Genomic DNA, 23192 nt, shown 5'->3' with positions numbered 1-23192 from the left:
TATTAACACCTCTTAAAAGATCACTGTTTACTAATTTTCCTAAAAATCCTTCTTAATATCCTATTCTTAAACCTTAATTAGGCCTATAAAAATAAATACATCTCTTATCCTATTCTACTTTATTTTTATTTAATTATAATAATAAAAATTTCATATTTTAAAAATTTTATTACTATAATTAAACATAATACTTTATTAAGGAGTGTAAAATGAAGAATATTAATTTAAACAAATTAATTAGAAATATTATTTATATATTAACAGTATTTTTAATTGTTCTTATAATATACAACAGTATTTTATTGTTAAATAATCAATTTTTTAATAAAACTTCTTATAAAAATAGTTTTCGCGTTAATAAAACAATAGATAACATTAGTAACGATTTTAATATAAACTCATCATATAAAATAAAATTTAAAGAAAATGATATAAACAAATTGAGTTCAATATCAAGTGCTGATATATTAATGTTAGATTATGATTCATCCAATCATCAATTTAATTATTCTGCTGTATTTTCAAATAATAATTTTATAAAAGACTCATCTATGGAAGTTATATCTTATATTGATGAGAAAGATTTTCCTAAAATAAATTTTTTAAATTATAATGACTTAAAAAATAAATTTAATAATAATTATATCGATACTATATCAGTAGTAAATATTGATTCGAGTTTTTCAAATTTCCTTTATTATAATAATGAGTATCATTACTTTTATAATGGCTTGCAAGGCATTAGTATATGTGCAAAATTTCCGATAACATATAAAAATATAGTAATAGATGCTAGCTCTCAAAAAGAAAATACTTTTTACGTATATTCTAATGGCTTATTTAAAGAGTTTAAAAGAAATTCTCTATTATATCTAACCAAAGGAAAAACTTTTTGGTTAACCTTAAATAGTGACTCCACATTGTCCTATAATTTTTCTAATGTTCAAAATAAAGTAGATGAAAAATAATATAAAAATATATCTCAAAACGATTGTTAATCATTTTGAGATATATTTTTATTTATTAGATGATTCAAAATAAGAATTAATAGCTTCTAAAATACTTTTAGATATTTTTTCTTGATATTCATCACTTTTTAGATTCTGTTCCTCTTTACTATTAGATAAAAAACCACATTCAACTAATACACAAGCTCCATCATAGCCATCTCTCAATATTTTATAATTATCTTTAGCAGCTTTTGCGACTCTCTTATTTCCATTATCTATATTGGACTTTAATGATGTTTGTATATTATTAGCTAAAACCTTACTTTTATCATTATTAGAATACCATACTTGTGCTCCAAAACAATTAGGTTGTGGAAACATATTTTGATGAATAGATATAAAAACTTCACAATTTTTATCTTTTTTCATTTTACATCTTGCATTTAAATCATTTACTTTTTTTCTATCTAACTCTGTATCCCCTTCTCTAGTTAAATAAACAATATAACCTTCCTCTTCTAGTTTATTCTTTAACTTTGAACTTATAGATAAATTTATATCTTTTTCAACAGTACCATTCTTAGATTTAGCTCCACCATCTATACCACCATGACCTGGATCTATTAAAATTATATGTTTTGCTTCACTTTCTTTTGACATTGCTTTTATTGGCAATGCAAATACAATAAATAATATACAAAATATTGATAATACTCTTCTCATTTTCATAAACAATACCTCCAATAAAGAACTCTTATACAATATATTATTTGTTGCATTAATTTTATTTATTCAAACAATGTATAAATACTATAATAGTTTTTTATTAATATATCTAAGGATGTATTTGGGTATACTATTAAAATTTTATTTCAGGCATGTGGAAATAAATAAAAAAACACATCAAATAATATTTTAATTTATTATTTGATATGCTTTCAAATTACTTATAATTTTCTATTACGCTTTCAGCTATATTAGTTGAATGATCTCCTATACGCTCAAAATTATTAACTAAATCTAAGAAAATAGCCCCTGCATATGCATTACATTTTTCATCATAAAGTCTTTGAATATGTTTATCTCTATAAGTTTTTTGATATGTATCTATTTTTCTTTCTACTTCTATGATAGTTTTTGCTTTGTCAAAATCTCTTGATGCATATGAATTAATTGCAATCTCTAATGCTTCAACTGTTTTATTATATATATCATCTAATTCTCTTATAGCTTCTTCACTATATTTAAGTTTTTTATGTATTTTTTGATTAGCTAATTCTGCAATATTTTTAGCATGATCTCCTATTCTTTCAATATCTATAATTACATGGAAAGTAGATGCTACTATTCCTTTTTCTTTATCTGATAAATCACATTTAGATAGTTTAACTAAATAAGCTGTTATACTTTCTTCTAAAATATTAATTATCTCTTCATTTTCATACACTTGCTTAACTAAAGTATCATCATTATCAATAAATGATTTCATAGACAATTCTAAGTTTTTTCTAGCTTTATTAGCCATTCTTATAGTTTCTTTTATAACTTGTCCTGCTGCAATAACAGGAGTTTCTAAAAGCCTATTGTCTATATATTTAGGACCTTTTTTCTCTATATCATCTTCTCCTGGTATTAACTTATTAACAAACCTTATTATATATTTATTAAGTGGTAATAATACTGCAGTATTTACTAAATTAAATACTGTATGTGCATTAGCAATTTGTCTACTTACATCATTACTAACCGTAGATACAAAATCACCAAGAATACCTAAGAATGGTAAGAATAATACAGTACCTGCAACATTAAATATTAAATGTAATATTGCTGCCTTATGTGCTGTCTTGTTAGTTCCAACACTTGCAATCATAGCAGTTATACATGTTCCTATGTTACATCCAAATATAATTGGTAAAGCTATTCTTATATCAATTGCATTTGCACTAGCTAATGCTACTAATATTCCTGTTGTTGCTGATGAACTTTGAAGTATTGCTGTTATAGCAGCTCCTGCTATTACTCCAATAAACCAGTTATTGCCTATAGATACTATAAAATCAGAAAATACAGGAGTACTTGTTAATGGTTTCATTGAAGCACTCATTATGCCCATTCCTGTAAATAGGATACCAAAACCTAAAATTATATTTCCTATATCTTTTCTCTTTTTTCCCCTTACAAACATAACCATAGCAGCCCCAGCAAATACAAATAGTGGTGCTATTTCATCTAATTTAAATGATACTAATTGAGCCGTTATTGTTGTTCCTATATTAGCTCCCATAATGATTCCTGCTGCTTGGACTAAATTCATAAGTCCTGCATTAACAAATCCAACTACCATAACAGTAGTTGCACTACTACTTTGAATTACAGCAGTAACTACAGCTCCAATAAAAACAGCTGATATTGGATTGCTTGTTACTTTTTCAAGAATTTTTTTCAGTCCATCTCCTGCTGCATTTTCTAACCCGTCACCCATTAATTTCATACCATAAATAAATAAGCCTAAGCCACCCATTAATTTTATTATAATCATTATTATAGATTCCAAATTATTTGTCCCCTTCACTTATTTTATTTATCAACATTATTTAGTGTACATGATTTTTTACATAATGTTAATATTTTAGAGTGATTTTTAACCTAGTTTTAATATAAAACTTTATATTTTTATTGTAATCAATTTTTATTATGTCATTTTTGAAGAAAATTTATTTTTTGTTATTATAACTAACTTAATAGGAATTTATAACTCTCCTTATATTTTTATTAACTATTTTCCAATTTAAAATTATTTTATAGATATTGTTAAAGATAAAAAAAAAGGAAGAGAAACAAATCCTCCCCCTTTTCTTGCAATATATAAGTTCCTATCTCTTTGAGAATTGTGGAGCTCTTCTTGCTTTTTTAAGACCGTATTTCTTTCTTTCCTTCATTCTTGGATCTCTAGTTAAGAATCCAGCCTTCTTTAAGTCTGATTTTAAAGCTTCATCAGATTTAACTAATGCTCTAGCTATACCGTGTCTGATAGCTCCTGCTTGACCTGTAAATCCACCACCGTGAACATTTACTAAAACGTCAAACTTATCTTTAGTTGCAGTTAAAACTAATGGTTGATTAACTATAACTCTTAAAGTTTCTAAACCAAAGAATGTTTCGATATCTCTTTTATTTACAGTAACTTTACCGTTTCCTGGTACAAGTCTAACTCTTGCAACTGATTTCTTTCTTCTTCCAGTACCCATGTATTGAACTTTTGCCATTTTCTATTTCCTCCTCCCGAGATCTTATTAGTACTTTAATTCTAGTACTTCTGGTTTTTGAGCTGCATGATTATGTTCAGCGCCTCTATATACTTTTAATTTCTTTAGCATTTGTCTTCCTAATACTCCTTTTGGAAGCATTCTTCTAACAGCTTCTTCAAAAGCGAATTCAGGCTTCTTAGCTAATACTTCTCTGTAAGGAGTTTCCTTTAATCCACCTGGATAAAAACTATGCTTTCTTAACATTTTTTGATCTAACTTTTTACCAGTTAAAACAACTTCTTCAGCATTGATTACTACAACGAAATCTCCGCAATCAACATTTGGTGTAAATGTTGGTTTATTTTTTCCTCTTAGAATTGAAGCAACTTGGCTAGCAACTCTTCCTAGTGGCTTACCAGCAGCATCAACAACATACCATTTTCTTTCAACTTCTTGTGCTTTCGCAATGTATGATTTCATCTCTTTCCCTCCCTGAACTTACATTATGGCATACATTAATTTTTGTATGCACTTTTATGTCAAGACCCGGGGCTAGTGGATCTTATATACATAAATCTTTTAACAAACAAACTTATTATAATACACGCTTACGGGCGTGTCAAGATTTTTTATAATATTTAATAAAAAACTTTTTCTAATACTAGTCCATTAGGTGGTACGCACATACCAGCTCTTTTCCTAACTCCATCATTTATTATATCTTTTACTTCTTCAAGTTTTGTTTTACCTATTCCTACATTAATTAATGTTCCCACTATTATTCTTACCATATTATATAAAAAACCATCAGCGCTTACAAAGATTTTTATCATATTTTCATTTTGCTCTATATAAAATTCTTGTATAGTTCTAATAGTTGTCTTTGCAGAACTTCCTGGTGACATAAATGCTTTAAAATCATGTTTTCCTGTAAAATATTCACATGCTTTTTTCATATTTTCAACATTTAATTCTTTTCTAACATGATGTACATACTGTCTTCCAAAAGATAATTTTTCATATCTATTAATAATTGTGTATGAATACATCTTGCCTTTAGAAGAATATCTTGCATGAAAATCTACATCTACTTCTTCTGATTTTATTATTGCAACATCATCAGGTAATTTAGTATTTAACGCTTCTCTAAATTTTTCTCCTGGTATCTTGCTATTAGTAAAAAAATTAGCTACCATAGCTTTTGCATGAACTCCACCATCAGTTCTAGAACTACCATTAGTTAAGCTCTTTTCTCCTGTTATCTTAAAAATAGCATTTTCTAAACATCCCTGAACAGTTCTATCCTTAATTTGTCTTTGCCATCCACAAAAATTAGTACCATCAAACTCAATTATTAATTTTATATTTCTCATATGTTTCCTCTTTAAATTATAAGATAAATCTTACAGCTAAACTCCATAATATAAGTAAAGAAAATACAACTGCTGCAACTGTATCCTTTGATGTAAATTTAAGAATTTTCATTCTTGTTCTACCTGCTCCACCTCTATAACCTCTAGCTTCCATAGCCATAGCTAACTCATCTGCTCTTCTAAAAGAACTTATAAATAGTGGCACTAGTAACGGAACTAAACTTTTAGCTTTATTTATTATATTTCCAGATTCAAAGTCAGCACCTCTCGCTTTTTGGGCTTTCATTATTTTATCTGTTTCGTCCATAAGTGTTGGAATAAATCTTAATGCTATTGTCATCATCATAGCAAGTTCATGTGCCATTTCTTTTCCTATTGGTCTTATCAACTTTTCTATCCCATCTGTTAATTCTATTGGTGAAGTAGTTAAAGTTAGTATAGATGTTCCAACTATTAAAAATATTAATCTTAACGCCATAAATCCTGCTAATTTAACACCTTCTACATATATAGATAAAAATCCTATACTGTATATAAATGTTTCTGGAGTACCTTTAATCATAAAAATATTCAATATAGCAGTTAATGCAATTAATAAAAATACTGGTTTTAATCCATTGAAAATAAATCTTAATGGAATTTTTGCAATTAATATTATTGAAGCTAAAAATAAAAATATAAATGTATATCCAATAAATTTATTTATTATAAATAGACACACAATAAAAAGTATAGAAATCATTATTTTAGTTCTTGGATCTAATTTATGGATAAATGATTCCCCTGGTATATATTGTCCTATAGTAATATCCTTTAACATATTAATTTAATTATTGCTAATAATCACTTGTTTTAATATGTGATTTAGCAAAATTCCTCCTCTCCTATTTAAGAGTAATATAATCTATAACTATTTAATTCTTGTCTTTTAAAATTCTTAGTAATTCCTTTTTAGCACCTTCTATTGTAAAAACATCATCTGATATTTCAATACCTTTTTTCCTAAGTTCTCTTACTAAATATGTAACCTGAGGAACCCCAAGCCCTATTTTTTCTAATTTTTCTACTTCTTTAAATACTTCTGACGGTTTACCTTGTAATGCAACCTCACCATGATTCATAACAACTATTCTTTCTGCTATCTTGGCTACGTCTTCCATACTATGGCTAACTAAAATTATAGTCATATTATATTTTTTATGAAGTTTAGAGATTTGTTCTAATATATCATCTCTTCCTTTAGGATCTAATCCTGCTGTGGGTTCATCCAATATTAATGTAGTTGGTTTCATAGCAATAACACCAGCTATAGCTACTCTTCTTTTTTGTCCTCCACTTAAATCAAAGGGAGATTGATCTTTATATGTATCATAATCCAATCCCACCATATTCATTGATTCAATTACTCTATTACTTATTTCATCATCACTTAGTCCTAAATTTTTAGGCCCAAAAGCTATATCTTTAGCTATAGTTTCCTCAAATATTTGATATTCAGGATATTGAAATACAAGACCAACTTTTTTTCTTACATCAGTTAAATTTACTTCTTTTTTTGTTATATCCAGTCCATCAACTATTATAGTTCCACTTGTCGCTTCTAATAATCCATTTAAATGTTGAATAAAAGTAGATTTTCCAGAACCTGTATGTCCAATTAACGCTACAAATTCTCCATCTTTTATTTCTATATTAACATTATCCAATGCAACTTTTTCAAAAGGTGTTTTAGGCATATATATATGTTTTAAATTTTCTACTTTAATTGACATATCGCGTTCACCATCTCATCTACATTTAATATTTCTTTTGGAATATTTATTCCTTTTTTTCTAAGTTCATAAGTTAATTCTGTAACTTGAGGAACATCTAAACCTATATTTTTCATCATTTCAACCTGTGGAAAAATTTCTTTTGGTGTTCCTTCCATTTTAACTTCGCCACCATCCATAACGATAATTCTATCAGCTTGAGCTGCTTCATCCATATAATGTGTTATCAAAACTATAGTAATACCATAATTTTTATTTATATCCTTTATAGTTTTTAAAACATCTTTTCTACCTGATGGATCTAACATAGCCGTTGGCTCATCAAATATTATACATTTAGGTTGAATTGCTAAAATACCTGCAATTGCAATTCTTTGTTTTTGACCACCTGATAAAAGATGTGGTGCATGTCTTTTATATTCACTCATACCAACTTTTTCTAAACTATCATCAACTCGTCTTCTTATTTCTTTTGATTCTACCCCTAAATTTTCTGGTCCAAAAGCTACATCTTCTTCAACTATTGTTGCTACTAATTGGTTATCTGGGTTTTGAAACACCATTCCAGCTCTAGATCTTATTTCCCATAAATTATTTTGATCACTAGTATTTAAACCATCTACTATTACAGTACCACTACTTGGTGTAAGTAATGCATTCATATGTTTAGCTATGGTAGATTTTCCTGAGCCATTATGACCTAATACTACTAAAAATTCCCCTTTCTTAACGGTAAGGTTAACATTTTTAAGTGCGTATTTTTCTTCTCTTGTACCTTCTTCATTTCTAATATATTTGAAGGATACATCAGTGCAATTAACCATTTCCTGATTCATTGTTTAACCTCCATAAATTATAATAACTAATACATTATACAAAATTTTAAATATAATTTTTATATAAAATTACACCTAAGTTATTATACATAAAATTAGCTAAGTTAATTATATAATAAAATATTGTAAGTTCAATAATAAAATTTCAAAATATTTCTATGATTTTATAGAAAATTCTCTATAATATATTAATTTAATATTTTTATATGTTAAAATGGGGACTAAGTTTTAACTTAATCCCCTTATTAGTTATACTAATTCAAGTATTACTACTTCAGCTCCGTCTCCTCTTCTAGGACCTTTTTTATACATTCTTGTATATCCGCCGTTTCTTTCAGCGTATTTTGGAGCTACGTTATCAAATAAATTCTTAACAACTAATTCTTCTTGTATAAAAGCTGATGCCTGTCTTCTAGCATGAAGATCTCCTCTTTTTCCAAGAGTAATCATTTTTTCTGCAAGAGATCTAGTTTCCTTAGCTCTTGTTACAGTTGTTTCGATTTTTCCGTGTTTTAATAAGCTTGTAACAAGATTTCTTAGCATAGCTCTTCTTTGGTCTGTAGGTAGACCTAACTTACGATAACCTGCCATGGATTTACCTCCTTACTCATCGTTTAGTTTTAAGCATAAACCTAATTCTTTAAGTTTTCTTTCAACTTCTTCTAAAGATTTCTTTCCTAGATTTCTGACTTTCATCATATCATCCATTGATTTAGTAGCAAGTTCTTGTACTGTGTTAATTCCAGCTCTCTTTAAACAGTTATATGATCTAACTGATAAATCAAGTTCTTCTACAGTCATTTCTAGTACTTTTTCTTTTTTATCTTCTTCTTTTTCTATCATTATTTCAACATCATTAGTATTACTTGTTAATGACATAAATAATTTGAAATGTTCTATAAGGATTTTAGCTGATAAGCTTATAGCTTCATCAATCTTTATAGTACCATTAGTCCATATTTCTAAAGTTAATTTATCATAATCAGTAATTTGACCTACTCTAGTATTCTCAACTGTAAAATTAACTTTCTTTACTGGTGTATAGATAGAATCAACAGCTATTGCTGAAATTGGTAAATCATCACTCTTATTTTTATTTTGAGTAACATAACCTCTTCCTCTATTAACTGTTAATTCCATATAAAGTCTTCCGCCATCATCTAAAGTTGCTATATGTAAATCCTTATTAACAACTTCAACGTCTCCATCAGTCTTTATATCTGCTCCAGTAACTTCACCAGGACCTTTAGCATCAATATAGATAACTTTAGGACCTTCACCATTCATTCTTAAAGCTAAAGATTTAATGTTAAGAATTAATTCTGTTACATCTTCTTTAACTCCTTTAACAGTAGAAAACTCGTGAAGAACACCATCAATCTTAATAGAACTAGTTGCTACTCCTGGAAGAGATGATAATAGTATTCTTCTTAGAGCATTACCTAATGTAATACCATATCCTCTTTCAAGTGGTTCAACAACATATTTTCCATAAGTTCCATCTTCACTAGCTTCTATACATTCTATTATTGGCTTTTCGATTTCTAACATCCACAAACCCTCCTTATATTATAAATGGCAACCTTATTTTGAGGGCAACTGATTCTATATTTGCATATCATTTGATAGATTTGCCTAACAAATATAACCTTATTCAATATATTATTTACTATATAACTCAACAATAAGTGTTTCGTTAACAGGAACATCAATATCTTCTCTTGATGGTTCTGCAACAACTTTTCCTTCATAGTTATCAACATTAGCTTCTAACCATTTTGGTAAAGTTTTTGGATTTTCTACGAAAGTCTTAAACTTTTCACTTGATCTGCTTTTTTCGCATACAGTAATTACATCATTAACTGAAACATGATATGAACAAATGTCAACTTTTCTACCATTTACTAAGAAATGTCCATGAGTAACTAATTGTCTAGCTTCATTTCTAGATGCACCATAACCTAGTCTATAAGCTACGTTATCTAATCTCATTTCTAGTAATTTAAGTAGGTTTTCACCTGTTATACCCTTCATGTGTTCAGCTTTTTCATAATATGTTCTAAATTGGCCTTCTAAAACGCCATATATTCTTCTTGCTTTTTGTTTTTCTCTTAATTGAATTCCATAGTTTGATAATTTCTTTCTGCTTGCTCCATGTTGTCCTGGTGCATAGCTTCTTCTAACAAAAGCACATTTATCTGTAAAACATCTATCCCCTTTTAGGAATAACTTCATACCTTCTCTTCTACATAATCTACATGTAGCTCCAGTATATCTTGCCATTAAATTACACCTCCTATTACGGTTAAATTAAACTCTTCTTCTCTTTGGTGGTCTACAACCATTGTGTGGAATTGGAGTAACATCTTTTATTAAAGTTACTTCTAATCCTGCTGCTTGTAAAGATCTTATAGCAGCTTCTCTTCCTGAACCTGGACCTTTAACATAAACTTCAATACTCTTTAAGCCATGTTCCATAGCTGCTTTAGCTGCTGTTTCAGCTGCCATTTGAGCTGCAAATGGAGTACTTTTTCTTGATCCTCTGAAGCCTAGTGCTCCTGCACTTGACCATGATAAAGCATTACCTACTGCATCTGTTAAAGTAACTATTGAATTATTGAAAGTTGACTTTATGTGTGCTGCGCCATGCTCAACATTTTTTCTTTCTTTTCTTCTTCTAGTTTTCTTAACTTTTTGAGCCATTAGTTATTTCCCTCCTTGCTATTTCTTTTTATTAGCTATTGTTTTCTTAGGACCTTTTCTAGTTCTAGCGTTAGTCTTAGTCTTTTGACCTCTAACTGGAAGACCTCTTCTGTGTCTAATACCTCTATATGATCCTATTTCTACTAATCTCTTAATGTTTAAAGCAACATCTCTTCTTAAGTCACCTTCAACCATTAAGTTCTTATTTATATAAGTTCTGATTTCATTTACTTCGTCTTCTGATAAATCTTTAACTCTAACATCAGAGCTTATTCCTGTTGTAGATAAGATTTTTTGTGAAGTTGATAAACCTATCCCATAGATATAAGTTAAAGCAATTTCAACTCTTTTTTCTCTTGGTAGGTCAACACCTGCTATTCTTGCCATTAAAAATTACACCTCCTGATAATTGAAATGCATAAAAGTTTGATTTAAAAATTATATAAAAATTTTAGGCCAATAGACTTCTCTATTGCAGCCGCTCCTAAAAATCTATTGCAATTAATTAAACGACTATATAATCATATTTGACTTTTAAGAAAATGTCAATATTATTTAACCTTATAATGTAAGTTTATTGTAAAATTGATCATTAACCTTGTTTTTGCTTGTGCTTAGGATTTTCACAGATAACCATTACTCTTCCTTTTCTTTTTATTACTTTGCACTTTTCGCAAATAGGCTTAACTGATGGTCTTACTTTCATAGCTAACCCTCCTCATATTTCTAATGATAGATCCAACCTAATATCTCTATCTTATTTTGCTCTCCATGTAATTCTTCCTCTAGTTAAGTCATATGGAGAAAGCTCCACTGTAACCTTATCTCCTGGTAGAATTCTAATGAAGTTCATTCTTAATTTTCCTGATATATGTGCTAGAATTTTATGCCCACTTTCAAGTTCAACTTGGAACATGGCATTTGGTAAAGATTCTAGTACTGTACCTTGCATTTCTATAACATCATCTTTTGACATAAGGTAATCAACCCTCCTTAACAATGCTTCTAAGTTTTAGAAATCTCTTAATTTTTAAATCAGTACTTTTATCGCATACTTTTATAGATGATTTAAGTTCTTCATCTACACTTTCTAATATATTTAAATGCTTAAGTTTTTTCCTCTTAGGCTTATTTATTGTTTTTGTATTTCCATTAGATAACAAAACATACTTGCCATCTAGTTGCCTAACAATAACATATAAATGTTCTATATCTCTCCCTGCTTTTGAAAGTACTATTTTCCCAATCAAGTCATTGCTTTGCAAAATTTTCACCTCGATGATTACCTTAGTAATAAATTAGCACTTAACTTAATGGTATCATGCAAATTTATAACTAAGCAACACTCTGTTTCTACTTAATAAGTGTTAATATCTCTGGTCCATCTGGCAAAATCGCAACTGTATTTTCATAATGTGCAGATAAAGTAGAATCTGCTGTTACAACAGTCCATCCATTACTTAAAGTTTTAACTTTCCAATTTCCCATATTAACCATAGGTTCTATAGCTAATACCATTCCATTAAGTAATTTAGTTCCTTTGCCTTCTCTTCCAAAGTTAGGCACGTCTGGATCTTCATGAAGTTTCCTTCCAATCCCATGACCTACAAAGTCTCTTACTACTGAAAAACCTGCTGCCTCAATGTAGTTTTGTATTTCGTGTGATATATTACCTAATCTATTTCCTTCTTTAGCATATTTTATACCTCTAAAGAAACTTTCTTTTGTTACATCAATTAATCTTTTAGCATCATTTGTAACTTCTCCAATTGGAAAGGTTCTTGCTGCATCTCCATGGAAACCATTAATGAAAGCTCCACAGTCAATACTAACTATGTCACCATCTTTTATTTTATAATTTCCTGGTATTCCATGAACTACTTGCTCATTCACAGAAATACATAGTGACGAAGGAAAACCATATAATCCTTTAAAAGAAGGTTTCGCTCCATGCTTAGTTATAAATTCTTCTGCTACCTTGTCTAATTCTGCAGTAGTTATACCAGGCTTTATTTTTTCTTCTAATAGTAATAATGTCTCAGCTACTATTCTACCTGCTTTTCTCATTAAAGCAATTTCATCATTATTTTTACGAATAATCATGCTTTATTGCTCTCCTAATACTTTGCAAATATCTTCAAATACTTGATTAATAGCTTTCGTACCATCTACCATTGAAAGTAAATTTTTACTTTTATAAAAATCAATTAGTGGTTGTGTTTGTTTATCATATACATCGATTCTTTCTTTTACAGTTTCAACTGTATCGTCTTTTCTTTGCATAATATCACTTCCACACAAGTCACATTTTCCATCAATTTTTGGTGGGTTAAATTTAATATGAAAACTTCCTCCACACGATGTACAAACTCTTCTACCTGTCATTCTTTCTAATATAAACTCACTAGGTACATCAATTAATAATGCTGTATCCAATTGTTCGTTTCTACCTTCAAGGAACTCATTAAGAGCTTCAGCTTGTGCTACAGTTCTTGGGAAACCATCTAATAGATATCCTGATAGACAATCTTCCTGTTGTAATCTATCCTTAACCATATTAATAGTTACTTCATCTGGAACTAATAAACCTTTATCCATGTAACTTTTTGCTTCCATTCCAAGTGGAGTATTTTCAGAAATATTTTTTCTAAAAATATCCCCTGTAGAAATATGTGGTATTGAATATCTACTACTAATTGATTTTGCCTGTGTTCCTTTTCCTGCTCCTGGAGGACCTAGTAATACTATCTTCACGGGCTTCATCTCCATTTACTTAATCTATTTTAAAAATCCTTTATAGTGACGCATTGTCATTTGAGATTCAACTTGTCTGTTGAAATCTAATGCTACACCTATAATTATTAAAAGTGCCGTTCCTGAGAAAGATATATTTTTAAATTCTGTATAATTTTGAACTATAGTTGGAGTTACTGCTAACATAGCCGCTAATGCTCCACCTATTATTGAAACTCTGTTAAGAATTCTTTCAAAATATCTTGTTGTAGCTTCTCCTGGTCTTACTCCTGGTATAAATCCTGTAGATTTATGTAAGTTTTCAGCCATTTCATCTGGCTTAAACGTTATTTGAGTATAGAACCATGTAAAGAATAAAGTAAGTATTGCATATAGCACTACATACATCCAACTATTAGAATTAAAAACACATGTTTTATTGGTTAAAATCCACATTGCCCAACTTTTATTCGGAACAAAGTTTGCTATTGTTCTAGGAAAATCCATAACAGACATTGCAAATATTATTGCAATAACTGCTGATCCTATAATACTTAAAGGTATATGACTAGTTTGATTTCTCATCATTTTACTTCCCCCAATAGCTTTACCAGCATATTGAACAGGTATTCTTCTCTCAGCTAATGAGAAATAAATTACAATAGCTAACAATGCAACAAAAAATGCTGCAAATACTGAAACCTCTATTATGCTCACATTTCCTGCTTGCTTTGAAGCAGAAATTGAAGCTATAGTCATTGGAATTCTTGAAACTATATTAACAAAAATTAATATTGAAGTTCCATTTCCAATTCCATTAACAGTTAATTGGTCACCTAACCACATACAGAAAGTAGCTCCAACAACTAATGCAAATATTACAACAAACATTTGACTAGTCTTTATTCCTGCTGTAGCTCCACTATTAGAAATAGTTGCATATATTCCAAATGCTAGAATAAATGATATTGCAAGTGACACATAACGAGTAGCGTTTTGTATTTTCTTTCTTCCATCTTCACCCTCTTTAGAAAGTTGTTCTAATTGAGGTATGGCAACAGTTAATAATTGCATTATGATTGATGCATTAATGTAAGGCATAACTCCTAATGCAAATATACTAAATCTACTAAAAGCTCCTCCTGATAATAAATCATAAAAGCCTAGTAGTCCTCCTGATTGGGACATTTGTTTTAAATATTCAGCATTGATTCCAGGAACAGGAATATGACTTCCTATCCTGAAAACTGCAACCAATAAGATTATCCAAAGAAATTTCTTCCTTAGTTCAGAAACCTTAAATGCGTTACGTAAAGTTTGAAGCACTTTAAATCACCTCAACTTTTCCTCCAGCTGCTTCGATCTTTTCTATTGCAGACTTTGAGAACTTACATCCTTTTACTGTTAAAGATTTTTCTAAATTTCCGTTACCAAGTATTTTTACTCCATCTAATACTTTACTTATAACTCTTCTTTCAAGTAATAATTCTGGAGTTATTTCAGTACCATTTTCAAATATATTTAATCTATCAACGTTAATACTAACGTATTTTTTAGCAAAAATATTTGTAAAACCTCTCTTCGGAAGTCTTCTATATAAAGGCATTTGACCTCCTTCAAAACCCGGTCTTACACCACCGCCTGATCTTGCATTTTGACCCTTTTCACCTTTACCAGCATTTCTTCCTAAACCAGAACCTGTACCTCTACCAACTCTCTTAGGAGCTTTTTTACTTCCAGCTGCTGGTTGTAATTCATGAAGTTTCATCTTAAGCACACCTCCTTATATTCTTATATTTCTTCTACCTTTAATAGGTAATCAATTTTCTTTAACATACCTTTAATTTGAGGTGTTCCCTCATGTTCTACTGTAGCATGAATCTTTTTAAGTCCAAGAGCATTTGCAGTAGCGATATGATCTTTTTTTCTACCTATTAAACTCTTCACTAAAGTGATTTTTAGTTTAGCCATTGCAATTCCTCCTAACCTAATATTTCTTCTACAGATTTTCCTCTTAATTTAGCTATATCTTCAGCTGTTCTTAAGTTTGCTAATCCGTTTATTGTAGATTTAACCATATTTTTAGGATTATTTGAACCTAATGATTTAGCTCTTACATCCTTTAAACCTGCTAATTCTAGTACAGATCTTGCTGGACCTCCGGCAATAACTCCTGTACCTTCTTTAGCTGGCATTATTAGAACATTACCTGTTCCAAATTTTCCATTTATTTGATGAGGAACAGTAGTTCCTACCATAGCAACTTTTACTAAGTTTTTCTTAGCATCTTCTATTCCTTTTTTGATTGCTTCAGGAATTTCGATAGATTTACCCATTCCAACGCCAACGTGTCCGTTTTCGTCTCCAACAACAACTAAAGCGCTGAATCTGAAGTTTCTACCACCTTTAACAACCTTAGTAACTCTGTTTATATCAACAACCTTTTCTTTAAGGTCTAGCGTACTAGGATCGATTCTCATGTATTTCCCTCCTTGTATATTAGAATTTTAAGCCTGCTTCTCTAGCACCTTCTGCTAATTCTTGAATTCTTCCGTGGTATACATATCCACCTCTGTCGAATACTACTTCAGTAATTCCTTTTTCTATAGCTTTTTTAGCTACTGCTGCACCAACAAGTTTAGCACCTTCTTTATTTCCACCTTTAGATGCAAAATCTTTATCTAAACTTGAAGCAGCTACTATTGTAACAGCATTTACGTCATCTATAATTTGTGCGTATATATTTTTTTCACTTCTGAAAACTGAAAGTCTTGGTCTGTCAGGAGTACCAAAAACTTTCTTACGAACTCTAAGGTGACGCTTAGTTCTGCTTGCTTTTTTGTCTACCTTTTTGAACATACAGCTCACTCCTTCCTATTATTTCTTACCAGTTTTACCTTCTTTACGTCTGATCACTTCATTTTCGAACTTGATACCTTTACCCTTGTATGGTTCTGGTAATCTCCATTTTCTTATATCAGCTGCAGCAGCACCAACTTTTTCTTTGTCGATACCTTTAACAATTACCTTAGTTGCAGCAGGAGTTTCAAATGTGATCCCATCGATAGGTTCTATTTCAACTGGATGTGAATATCCAAGGTTCATTACAAGTTTCTTACCTTGTAATTGAGCTCTATAACCAACACCAACTAATTCTAAAGTCTTTTGATAACCTTCATTAACTCCGATTACCATGTTATTAATTAACGCTCTTGTTAAACCATGAAGAGCTCTATGATCTTTATTATCACTTGGTCTAGTAACAACTACTTCATTGTTTTCAACTGCTATATTTATGTCTTTATGCATAGCTTTAACTAACTCGCCTTTTGGTCCTTTAACAGTAACAACGTTGTCTGGTGTTACTGTTACAGTTATGTTAGCAGGAACAGCTATTGGTAATCTACCAACTCTTGACATAAGTACACCTCCTGTATTATTTCTAAATTCTATATTTGAAACTACATACTGTTTGTTATTAAAGTTTAAATACTACCAAACGTAGCAAACAACTTCTCCACCAAAACCGTTCTTTCTAGCTTCTCTATCAACCATTAATCCTCTTGAAGTTGAAATTACTGCAACTCCTAATCCATTAAGAACTTTTGGTACTTCATCTTTTTTACAATATACTCTTAATCCTGGTTTAGAAATTCTCTTAATACCAGTTATAACTCTTTCATTATTAGCACCATACTTAAGAGTAATTCTTAACATTGGTACAACTCCGTCGTTATATTCTTCTATATTTTTAATATAACCCTCTTGTAATAATATATTTGTAATTGCCTTCTTTACATTTGAAGAAGGTACTTCTACAACTTCATGTTTTACAGCATTAGCATTTCTTACACGTGTAAGTAAATCTGCTATTGGATCTGTCATAACCATTTTTTGTGCCTCCTTTCATTACATCATGTCTATTACCAGCTTGCTTTTCTGCAACCAGGAATTTCGCCTTTATAAGCAAGTTCTCTAAAACAAATACGACATACTCCGTATTTTCTTAATACAGAATGTGGTCTTCCACATATTCTACATCTTGTATAAGCTCTAGTTTTATATTTAGGAGTTTTACTCCACTTTTCAATAATAGCTTTACGTGCCAATATGTTTCCCTCCTTATTATTGAGCGAATGGCATTCCAAGAAATCTAAGTAATTCTCTTGCTTCTTCGTCTGTATTTGCTGTTGTAACGAAGATTATATCCATCCCTCTAACTTTATCAATCTTATCATATTCTATTTCTGGGAATATTAATTGCTCTTTTATTCCTAATGAATAGTTTCCTCTACCATCGAATGCTTTAGCTGAAATTCCTCTGAAATCTCTTACTCTAGGTAATGCTATACTCATTAGCTTATCAGCGAATTCATACATTTTTGCTTTTCTTAATGTAACTTTACATCCTAAAGCCATATTTTCTCTTATTTTAAAGTTAGCAACTGATTTTTTTGCTCTTGTTAATATTGGTTTTTGACCAGCTATTAAGCTTAAATCATTAACTGCTGCTTCTAAAACTTTTTGATTTTCCTTAGCTTCTCCAACACCCATGTTAATTACGATTTTTTCTAGCTTTGGAATTTCCATAACGTTCTTATATCCGAACTTTTCAACCATTGCTGGAATTACTTCTTTTTCATACTTTTCTTGAAGTCTTGTCATTTATAGTTACCTCCTTTCAGAATTTAGAATGTTTCTGAACATTTCTTACATACTCTAACTTTAGTACCATCATCTAATATTTTATTAGCTATTCTTGTAGCATTTTTACATTTGTTACAATATAACATAACTTTAGAACTGTTAATAGCAGCTTCTCTTTCAATTATAGCGCTTTCAACTTGGCTCTTATTAGCTTTTTGGTGCTTTTTAACTATGTTAACTCCTTGAACAAGAACCTTTCCTGTTTTTGGATATACTTTTAAAACTTCACCAGTTTTTCCTTTATCTTTACCAGATATAACTACAACTGTATCATTTTTTCTTACATGTACCTTCAAGTAAGACACCTCCTCTTATAGAACTTCTGGTGCTAATGATAGAATTTTGTTGAATTCTTTATCTCTTAGCTCCCTAGCAACAGGTCCAAAGATACGAGTACCTCTTGGTTGTTTATCGTCTTTAATGATAACTGCAGCATTTTCATCAAATTTAATATATGAACCGTCCGCTCTTCTTAATCCTTTTACTGATCTAACTATAACAGCTTTAACAACTTCGCCTTTTTTAACAACTCCGCCTGGTGTTGCACTTTTAACGCTAGCTACAATAACGTCGCTTATATTACCAAATTTTCTTTTTGATCCACCTAATACTCTTATGCACATAATCTCTTTTGCACCTGAATTATCTGCAACTTTAAGTAAAGTTTGTGGTTGTATCATACAATTACCCTCCTTTCAGTATTAAAGCCTATTTAGCTTTTTCTACTATTTCAACAAGTCTCCATCTTTTGTCTTTAGATAAAGGTCTAGTTTCCATTATTAATACTCTATCATTAATTTTAGCTTCATTATTTTCATCATGAACTTTAAACTTTGTAGTTCTATTAACTGTTTTTCCATATAGTGGATGTCTAACCTTAGTTTCAACAGCTACTACGATTGTTTTATCCATTTTATCTGAAACAACTTTACCAGTTCTTTTCTTTCTTAATGTTCTATCCATTAGGGCTTACCCTCCTTCCAGATTTACTGTTCTAATGCCCTCACTTCGTCTTCTCTTAAGATGGTCTTTATTTGGGCTATAGATTTCTTTACTTCTCTAATTCTCATAGGATTTTCTAATTGTCCTGTAGCTAATTGAAATCTTAAATTGAATAATTCTGCTTTAAGATCTCCTAACTTTACTGCTAAATCTTGAGGATTGCTTGATCTTAATTCTTTTAATTCTCTAGCCTTCATTATTTTTCACCACCCATTTCCTCAAAATCTCTTCTTGTAACAAACTTAGTTTTTACAGGAAGTTTATGTGATGCAAGTCTCATCGCTTCTCTTGCAACATCTTCAGCAACTCCAGATAGTTCGAAAACTACTCTATCAGGTTTAACAACAGCTACCCAATATTCTGGTGATCCTTTACCTGATCCCATTCTTGTTTCAGCTGGTTTTTCTGTTACTGGCTTATCTGGGAAAATCTTTATCCAAAGTTTTCCTCCTCTTCTTATATATCTGTTGATAGCAATTCTGGCAGCTTCGATTTGATTACTTGTTATCCATCCACAAGTTGTAGCTTGAAGACCAAAATCTCCATATGCTAAGAAGTTACCTCTTGTAGCTCTACCTTTCATTCTACCACGTTGTACCTTACGATGTTTTACTCTTTTAGGCATTAACATGATCTATTCCTCCTTTCTTACGCGTTAGCTTCTTCCTTTTCTACTTTCTTTGTTGGAAGAACTTCACCATTATAAACCCAAACTTTAACTCCGATTTTTCCGTATGTTGTATTTGCTTCAGCAAATCCATATTCGATATCAGCTCTTAATGTTTGTAGTGGAATTGTTCCTTCATGATATTGTTCAGTTCTTGCTATTTCTGCTCCACCTAATCTACCAGAACAAGAAGTTTTAACACCCTTTATTCCATGTTTCATACCTCTTTGCATTGTTTGCTTCATAGCTCTTCTGAATGATATTCTCTTTTCTAATTGTGCAGCTATATTTTCAGCCATTAATTGAGCATCAGCTTCTACAGCTTTAACTTCAACTATGTTGATTAATATATGTTTTCCGCTAATATAATTAGTTAATTTATTTTTTAAACTTTCAATTCCTGATCCACCTTTTCCTATAACAACACCTGGTTTAGCAGTATATATATTTAATTTAACTCTTTTAGCAGCTCTTTCAATTTCTATTTTAGAAATACCAGCTGAGAAAAGTTCCTTTTTTACAAATTTTCTAATTTGGTTATCTTCTACAAGATTATCAGCAAAGTCTTTTTTATTAGCATACCACTTTGCATCCCATCCTTTGATAACGCCTACTCTAAGACCGTGAGGATGTACTTTTTGACCCACTTAACTTTCCCTCCTTCTTTTAAGCTCTTTCTTTAACAACTACTGTTACGTGACTAGTTCTCTTGTTGATTCTGAATGCCTTACCGTGATCCATTGGTCTGAATCTCTTAAGTATTGGACCTTCACCAACATAAGCTTCTGAAACATATAAGTTGTCAGCATTTAATTCTAAATTATTTTCTGCATTTGCAACAGCTGATTTTAATACTTTCTTAATTACTACTGCTGCTTCTCTTGGAGTATATTCTAAGATAGCAAAAGCTTCTTTAACTTGTTTTCCTCTTATTAAATTAAGAATCACTCTAACTTTCATTGGAGACATTCTAATATATTTAGCTATAGCTCTAGCTTCCATTTATGTTCCTCCTTTCCAGGCTACTTTCTTTTTGATGTTTTATCTGCAACATGACCTCTGTAAGTTCTAGTTAATACGAACTCACCCAACTTATGTCCAACCATATCTTCTGATAAATATACTGGAACATGTTTCCTTCCATCATGAACTGCAATTGTATGACCTATCATTTGTGGATAAACTGTTGAACTTCTTGACCAAGTCTTAACAACTTTCTTATCTCCACTTGCATTCATTTCTTCTATTTTCTTCAAAAGTCCTTCATGTACAAAAGGTGCTTTTTTTGTTGATCTACTCACTAATATTGCCTCCCTTCATAAACCTTACTAACAATAAGCTAGAAGAGAATTAAAACTTCTCTTCAAACTATTTAGAGTTTCTACCCTTGATAATAAATCTATCAGAATATTTCTTATTCTTTCTTGTCTTGTATCCAAGTGCTGGTTTACCCCATGGAGTAACTGGACTTGGTCTACCAACTGGTGATTTACCTTCACCACCACCATGAGGGTGATCATTAGGATTCATTACAGAACCTCTAACTGTAGGTCTCCATCCCATATGTCTCTTTCTACCAGCTTTACCGATATTGACAATATCATTTGTTGGATTAGAAACTGTTCCAATCGTTGCTCTACATTCTATTCTTACATATCTCATTTCACCTGAAGGTAATCTTAAAGTAGCGTAGTTTCCTTCTTTAGCCATTAATTGTGCTGAATTACCAGCAGATCTAACTAATTGACCACCTTTACCTTTTTGTAATTCGATATTATGAATAATTGTACCAACTGGTATGTTCTTTAATGGAAGAGCATTACCTGGTTTGATATCAGCATCTGGACCTGATACTATAACATCACCAACATTTAATCCTGCTGGAGCTAATATGTATCTCTTTTCCCCATCTGCATAAACAACAAGTGCAATATAAGCTGATCTATTTGGATCATATTCTATTGTTGCAACTTTTGCTGAAATTGAATCTTTATTTCTCTTAAAATCTATGATTCTGTATTTTCTTTTAACGCCACCGCCACGGTGTCTCACAGTAATCTTACCTTGAGCATTTCTACCTGCTTTACTCTTTAATGATACAAGAAGTGACTTTTCCGGTTGTTGTGAAGTTATTTCTTCAAATGTTGGCATAGTCATTTGTCTTCTTGATGGTGTAATAGGGTTAAACTTTTTAACTGCCATTACAATTCCCTCCTTTTTTTCAGCTTTTCTGGCATTTCACCAATAATGGCCTTAATTATACTATTGTAATCCATCAAAGAATTCAATAGCTTTGCTTTCTTCTGTTAATGTAACTATAGCTTTCTTGTAGTCAGATCTCTTTCCTACATGTACGCCCATTCTCTTAGTTTTTCCTAAACCGTTTATAGTGTTAACATCTTTAACTTTAACATCAAAAACTTCTTCCACAGCTCTCTTTACTTGAGACTTATTAGCATTCACGTGAACCATGAAAGTGTACTTCTTTTCTGCCATAGCAGCCATACTCTTTTCAGTTATAACAGGCTTTCTTATTATATCATGGCTTGTTAATTTCATTATGCGTACACCTCCTCAATTTTTGATACAGCATCTTTAGTTATGATTATTTTTTCGAATTTTAATAAATCATATACGTTGATATTGTTTACTGGGATAACACTAACCCCTTGGATATTTCTTGCTGATTTATAAATAGATTCATTTGATTCAGCAGTTACTATTAATGTTTTTTTTGCATTAAATGCATCCAACATTTTTATAACTTGCTTAGTCTTTGGAGCTTCAAAAGACAATGATTCTAAAACTACCATTTGTCCTTCATTAACTTTGCTAGTTAATGCTGACTTCATAGCAACTCTTCTCATACTCTTAGGAATTGAAACTCTATAATCTCTTGGCTTTGGTGCGAATACAATACCACCTTTGATCCATTGAGGTGCTCTAATAGAACCTTGTCTTGCTCTACCAGTACCCTTTTGTCTCCAAGGCTTGATTCCGCCTCCTCTTACCTCAGTTCTAGTTTTAGCTGATTGAGTTCCTTGTCTCTTATTAGCTAATAAAGCAACTACCACTTGATGTAATGCATGTTTATTTACTTCTACTTCAAACACATTTGCATTTAATTGGATATCTCCAATTTGTTTTCCTTCTTGATTAAATAATCCTACTGTAGGCATTATGTCTCCTCCTTTCCTT

Annotated in this window: 39 protein-coding genes; 1 reads left to right on the top strand and 38 read right to left on the bottom strand. The window is 30.6% G+C overall.

Translation table 11 applies throughout. The features are described 5' to 3' along the window. The first annotated feature begins 209 nt into the window (after positions 1–209). Entirely contained in the window at positions 210–968 is a 759-nt protein-coding gene (locus tag BGI42_RS01270; RefSeq protein WP_069678602.1) for a hypothetical protein, read from the top strand. 48 nt (positions 969–1016) lie between these two features. Here the strand turns inward: BGI42_RS01270 and cwlD are convergent, their stop codons facing one another. From cwlD to rplD, 38 genes are all read right to left on the bottom strand, one after another. Next, entirely contained in the window at positions 1017–1679 is a 663-nt protein-coding gene (gene cwlD / locus BGI42_RS01265) for an N-acetylmuramoyl-L-alanine amidase CwlD (protein ID WP_069678601.1), read from the bottom strand. Positions 1680–1893: 214 nt separating this feature from the next. Continuing rightward, the gene (locus tag BGI42_RS01260; RefSeq protein ID WP_192875396.1) at positions 1894–3492 is read right to left on the bottom strand and encodes a Na/Pi cotransporter family protein; all 1599 of its coding nucleotides are present in this window, start codon (positions 3490–3492) and stop codon (positions 1894–1896) included. 334 nt (positions 3493–3826) lie between these two features. Next, positions 3827–4219 (bottom strand): 30S ribosomal protein S9, encoded by a 393-nt coding sequence (rpsI, locus tag BGI42_RS01255; protein WP_069678599.1) that lies wholly within the window; start codon positions 4217–4219, stop codon positions 3827–3829. A 27-nt stretch (positions 4220–4246) separates the two neighbouring features. Further along, complete coding sequence (gene rplM / locus BGI42_RS01250; RefSeq protein ID WP_069678598.1) at positions 4247–4681, bottom strand: 50S ribosomal protein L13; 435 nt, start codon at positions 4679–4681, stop codon at positions 4247–4249. Between the two features lie 158 nt (positions 4682–4839). Then, complete coding sequence (gene truA, locus BGI42_RS01245; RefSeq protein ID WP_069678597.1) at positions 4840–5574, bottom strand: tRNA pseudouridine(38-40) synthase TruA; 735 nt, start codon at positions 5572–5574, stop codon at positions 4840–4842. Positions 5575–5590: 16 nt separating this feature from the next. Next, complete coding sequence (locus BGI42_RS01240; protein WP_069678596.1) at positions 5591–6394, bottom strand: energy-coupling factor transporter transmembrane component T family protein; 804 nt, start codon at positions 6392–6394, stop codon at positions 5591–5593. A 94-nt stretch (positions 6395–6488) separates the two neighbouring features. After that, positions 6489–7346: an energy-coupling factor transporter ATPase gene (locus BGI42_RS01235; RefSeq protein ID WP_069678595.1), complete on the bottom strand. Its 858-nt coding sequence runs from the start codon at positions 7344–7346 to the stop codon at positions 6489–6491. After that, a complete protein-coding gene (locus BGI42_RS01230; RefSeq protein WP_069678594.1) occupies positions 7331–8182 on the bottom strand; it encodes an energy-coupling factor transporter ATPase in 852 nt (283 codons plus the stop codon). The genes BGI42_RS01235 and BGI42_RS01230 overlap by 16 nt, the downstream gene beginning before the upstream one ends. Positions 8183–8431: 249 nt before the next feature. After that, positions 8432–8773: a 50S ribosomal protein L17 gene (rplQ, locus tag BGI42_RS01225; protein ID WP_069678593.1), complete on the bottom strand. Its 342-nt coding sequence runs from the start codon at positions 8771–8773 to the stop codon at positions 8432–8434. Between the two features lie 12 nt (positions 8774–8785). Next, positions 8786–9733 carry a DNA-directed RNA polymerase subunit alpha gene (locus tag BGI42_RS01220; RefSeq protein ID WP_069678592.1) on the bottom strand — a complete coding sequence of 316 codons (948 nt, stop codon included), beginning with the start codon at positions 9731–9733 and terminating at the stop codon, positions 8786–8788. Between the two features lie 111 nt (positions 9734–9844). After that, positions 9845–10465: a 30S ribosomal protein S4 gene (gene rpsD, locus BGI42_RS01215; RefSeq protein WP_069678591.1), complete on the bottom strand. Its 621-nt coding sequence runs from the start codon at positions 10463–10465 to the stop codon at positions 9845–9847. A 27-nt stretch (positions 10466–10492) separates the two neighbouring features. Then, positions 10493–10885, bottom strand: coding sequence for a 30S ribosomal protein S11 (rpsK, locus tag BGI42_RS01210; protein ID WP_069678590.1), 393 nt, complete (start codon positions 10883–10885; stop codon positions 10493–10495). 18 nt (positions 10886–10903) lie between these two features. Continuing rightward, positions 10904–11272, bottom strand: coding sequence for a 30S ribosomal protein S13 (gene rpsM, locus BGI42_RS01205; RefSeq protein ID WP_069678589.1), 369 nt, complete (start codon positions 11270–11272; stop codon positions 10904–10906). Positions 11273–11477: 205 nt separating this feature from the next. Beyond that, positions 11478–11591 (bottom strand): 50S ribosomal protein L36, encoded by a 114-nt coding sequence (gene rpmJ / locus BGI42_RS01200; RefSeq protein ID WP_003373491.1) that lies wholly within the window; start codon positions 11589–11591, stop codon positions 11478–11480. 51 nt (positions 11592–11642) lie between these two features. Continuing rightward, the gene (gene infA, locus BGI42_RS01195) at positions 11643–11861 is read right to left on the bottom strand and encodes a translation initiation factor IF-1 (protein WP_002582630.1); all 219 of its coding nucleotides are present in this window, start codon (positions 11859–11861) and stop codon (positions 11643–11645) included. Between the two features lie 7 nt (positions 11862–11868). After that, a complete protein-coding gene (locus BGI42_RS01190; RefSeq protein ID WP_069678588.1) occupies positions 11869–12150 on the bottom strand; it encodes a KOW domain-containing RNA-binding protein in 282 nt (93 codons plus the stop codon). Positions 12151–12238: 88 nt separating this feature from the next. Beyond that, positions 12239–12988, bottom strand: a complete 750-nt coding sequence (map, locus tag BGI42_RS01185; RefSeq protein WP_069678587.1) for a type I methionyl aminopeptidase — start codon at positions 12986–12988, stop codon at positions 12239–12241. Between the two features lie 3 nt (positions 12989–12991). After that, positions 12992–13639 carry an adenylate kinase gene (locus BGI42_RS01180; protein WP_069678586.1) on the bottom strand — a complete coding sequence of 216 codons (648 nt, stop codon included), beginning with the start codon at positions 13637–13639 and terminating at the stop codon, positions 12992–12994. 24 nt (positions 13640–13663) lie between these two features. After that, positions 13664–14944, bottom strand: a complete 1281-nt coding sequence (gene secY, locus BGI42_RS01175; protein ID WP_069678585.1) for a preprotein translocase subunit SecY — start codon at positions 14942–14944, stop codon at positions 13664–13666. A gap of 1 nt (position 14945) precedes the next feature. After that, positions 14946–15386 (bottom strand): 50S ribosomal protein L15, encoded by a 441-nt coding sequence (rplO, locus tag BGI42_RS01170; RefSeq protein ID WP_069678584.1) that lies wholly within the window; start codon positions 15384–15386, stop codon positions 14946–14948. 23 nt (positions 15387–15409) lie between these two features. Then, entirely contained in the window at positions 15410–15589 is a 180-nt protein-coding gene (gene rpmD, locus BGI42_RS01165) for a 50S ribosomal protein L30 (protein ID WP_069678583.1), read from the bottom strand. Positions 15590–15600: 11 nt separating this feature from the next. Next, entirely contained in the window at positions 15601–16098 is a 498-nt protein-coding gene (rpsE, locus tag BGI42_RS01160; protein WP_069678582.1) for a 30S ribosomal protein S5, read from the bottom strand. Positions 16099–16117: 19 nt separating this feature from the next. Continuing rightward, positions 16118–16477, bottom strand: coding sequence for a 50S ribosomal protein L18 (gene rplR / locus BGI42_RS01155; protein ID WP_069678581.1), 360 nt, complete (start codon positions 16475–16477; stop codon positions 16118–16120). A gap of 18 nt (positions 16478–16495) precedes the next feature. Then, positions 16496–17038: a 50S ribosomal protein L6 gene (rplF, locus tag BGI42_RS01150; protein ID WP_069678580.1), complete on the bottom strand. Its 543-nt coding sequence runs from the start codon at positions 17036–17038 to the stop codon at positions 16496–16498. 72 nt (positions 17039–17110) lie between these two features. Further along, entirely contained in the window at positions 17111–17509 is a 399-nt protein-coding gene (gene rpsH / locus BGI42_RS01145) for a 30S ribosomal protein S8 (RefSeq protein WP_069678579.1), read from the bottom strand. Positions 17510–17541: 32 nt separating this feature from the next. Next, positions 17542–17727: a type Z 30S ribosomal protein S14 gene (locus BGI42_RS01140; RefSeq protein WP_069678578.1), complete on the bottom strand. Its 186-nt coding sequence runs from the start codon at positions 17725–17727 to the stop codon at positions 17542–17544. 16 nt (positions 17728–17743) lie between these two features. Further along, positions 17744–18283: a 50S ribosomal protein L5 gene (gene rplE / locus BGI42_RS01135; protein WP_069678577.1), complete on the bottom strand. Its 540-nt coding sequence runs from the start codon at positions 18281–18283 to the stop codon at positions 17744–17746. A gap of 23 nt (positions 18284–18306) precedes the next feature. Beyond that, on the bottom strand, positions 18307–18621 hold the full coding sequence (gene rplX / locus BGI42_RS01130; RefSeq protein ID WP_069678576.1) for a 50S ribosomal protein L24: 315 nt from the start codon (positions 18619–18621) through the stop codon (positions 18307–18309). Positions 18622–18636: 15 nt separating this feature from the next. Beyond that, positions 18637–19005 (bottom strand): 50S ribosomal protein L14, encoded by a 369-nt coding sequence (gene rplN, locus BGI42_RS01125; protein ID WP_069678575.1) that lies wholly within the window; start codon positions 19003–19005, stop codon positions 18637–18639. A 28-nt stretch (positions 19006–19033) separates the two neighbouring features. Then, a complete protein-coding gene (rpsQ, locus tag BGI42_RS01120; RefSeq protein WP_069678574.1) occupies positions 19034–19288 on the bottom strand; it encodes a 30S ribosomal protein S17 in 255 nt (84 codons plus the stop codon). A gap of 23 nt (positions 19289–19311) precedes the next feature. Beyond that, positions 19312–19524 (bottom strand): 50S ribosomal protein L29, encoded by a 213-nt coding sequence (rpmC, locus tag BGI42_RS01115; protein WP_069678573.1) that lies wholly within the window; start codon positions 19522–19524, stop codon positions 19312–19314. Continuing rightward, positions 19524–19958: a 50S ribosomal protein L16 gene (gene rplP, locus BGI42_RS01110; RefSeq protein WP_069678572.1), complete on the bottom strand. Its 435-nt coding sequence runs from the start codon at positions 19956–19958 to the stop codon at positions 19524–19526. The genes rpmC and rplP overlap by 1 nt, the downstream gene beginning before the upstream one ends. Before the next feature lie 17 nt (positions 19959–19975). Beyond that, entirely contained in the window at positions 19976–20641 is a 666-nt protein-coding gene (gene rpsC / locus BGI42_RS01105) for a 30S ribosomal protein S3 (RefSeq protein ID WP_069678571.1), read from the bottom strand. A 19-nt stretch (positions 20642–20660) separates the two neighbouring features. Continuing rightward, entirely contained in the window at positions 20661–20996 is a 336-nt protein-coding gene (gene rplV, locus BGI42_RS01100) for a 50S ribosomal protein L22 (protein WP_069678570.1), read from the bottom strand. 20 nt (positions 20997–21016) lie between these two features. Next, positions 21017–21295: a 30S ribosomal protein S19 gene (rpsS, locus tag BGI42_RS01095; RefSeq protein ID WP_069678569.1), complete on the bottom strand. Its 279-nt coding sequence runs from the start codon at positions 21293–21295 to the stop codon at positions 21017–21019. A 67-nt stretch (positions 21296–21362) separates the two neighbouring features. Then, positions 21363–22196: a 50S ribosomal protein L2 gene (gene rplB, locus BGI42_RS01090; RefSeq protein WP_069678568.1), complete on the bottom strand. Its 834-nt coding sequence runs from the start codon at positions 22194–22196 to the stop codon at positions 21363–21365. A 60-nt stretch (positions 22197–22256) separates the two neighbouring features. Continuing rightward, positions 22257–22553: a 50S ribosomal protein L23 gene (rplW, locus tag BGI42_RS01085; protein WP_012423941.1), complete on the bottom strand. Its 297-nt coding sequence runs from the start codon at positions 22551–22553 to the stop codon at positions 22257–22259. Further along, a complete protein-coding gene (rplD, locus tag BGI42_RS01080) occupies positions 22553–23173 on the bottom strand; it encodes a 50S ribosomal protein L4 (RefSeq protein ID WP_069678567.1) in 621 nt (206 codons plus the stop codon). The genes rplW and rplD overlap by 1 nt, the downstream gene beginning before the upstream one ends. Positions 23174–23192: the final 19 nt, after the last annotated feature.

It is taken from the genome of Clostridium taeniosporum, assembly GCF_001735765.2.
Taxonomy (GTDB): domain Bacteria; phylum Bacillota; class Clostridia; order Clostridiales; family Clostridiaceae; genus Clostridium; species Clostridium taeniosporum.
This window is presented reverse-complemented; position numbering and strand designations above follow the sequence as displayed.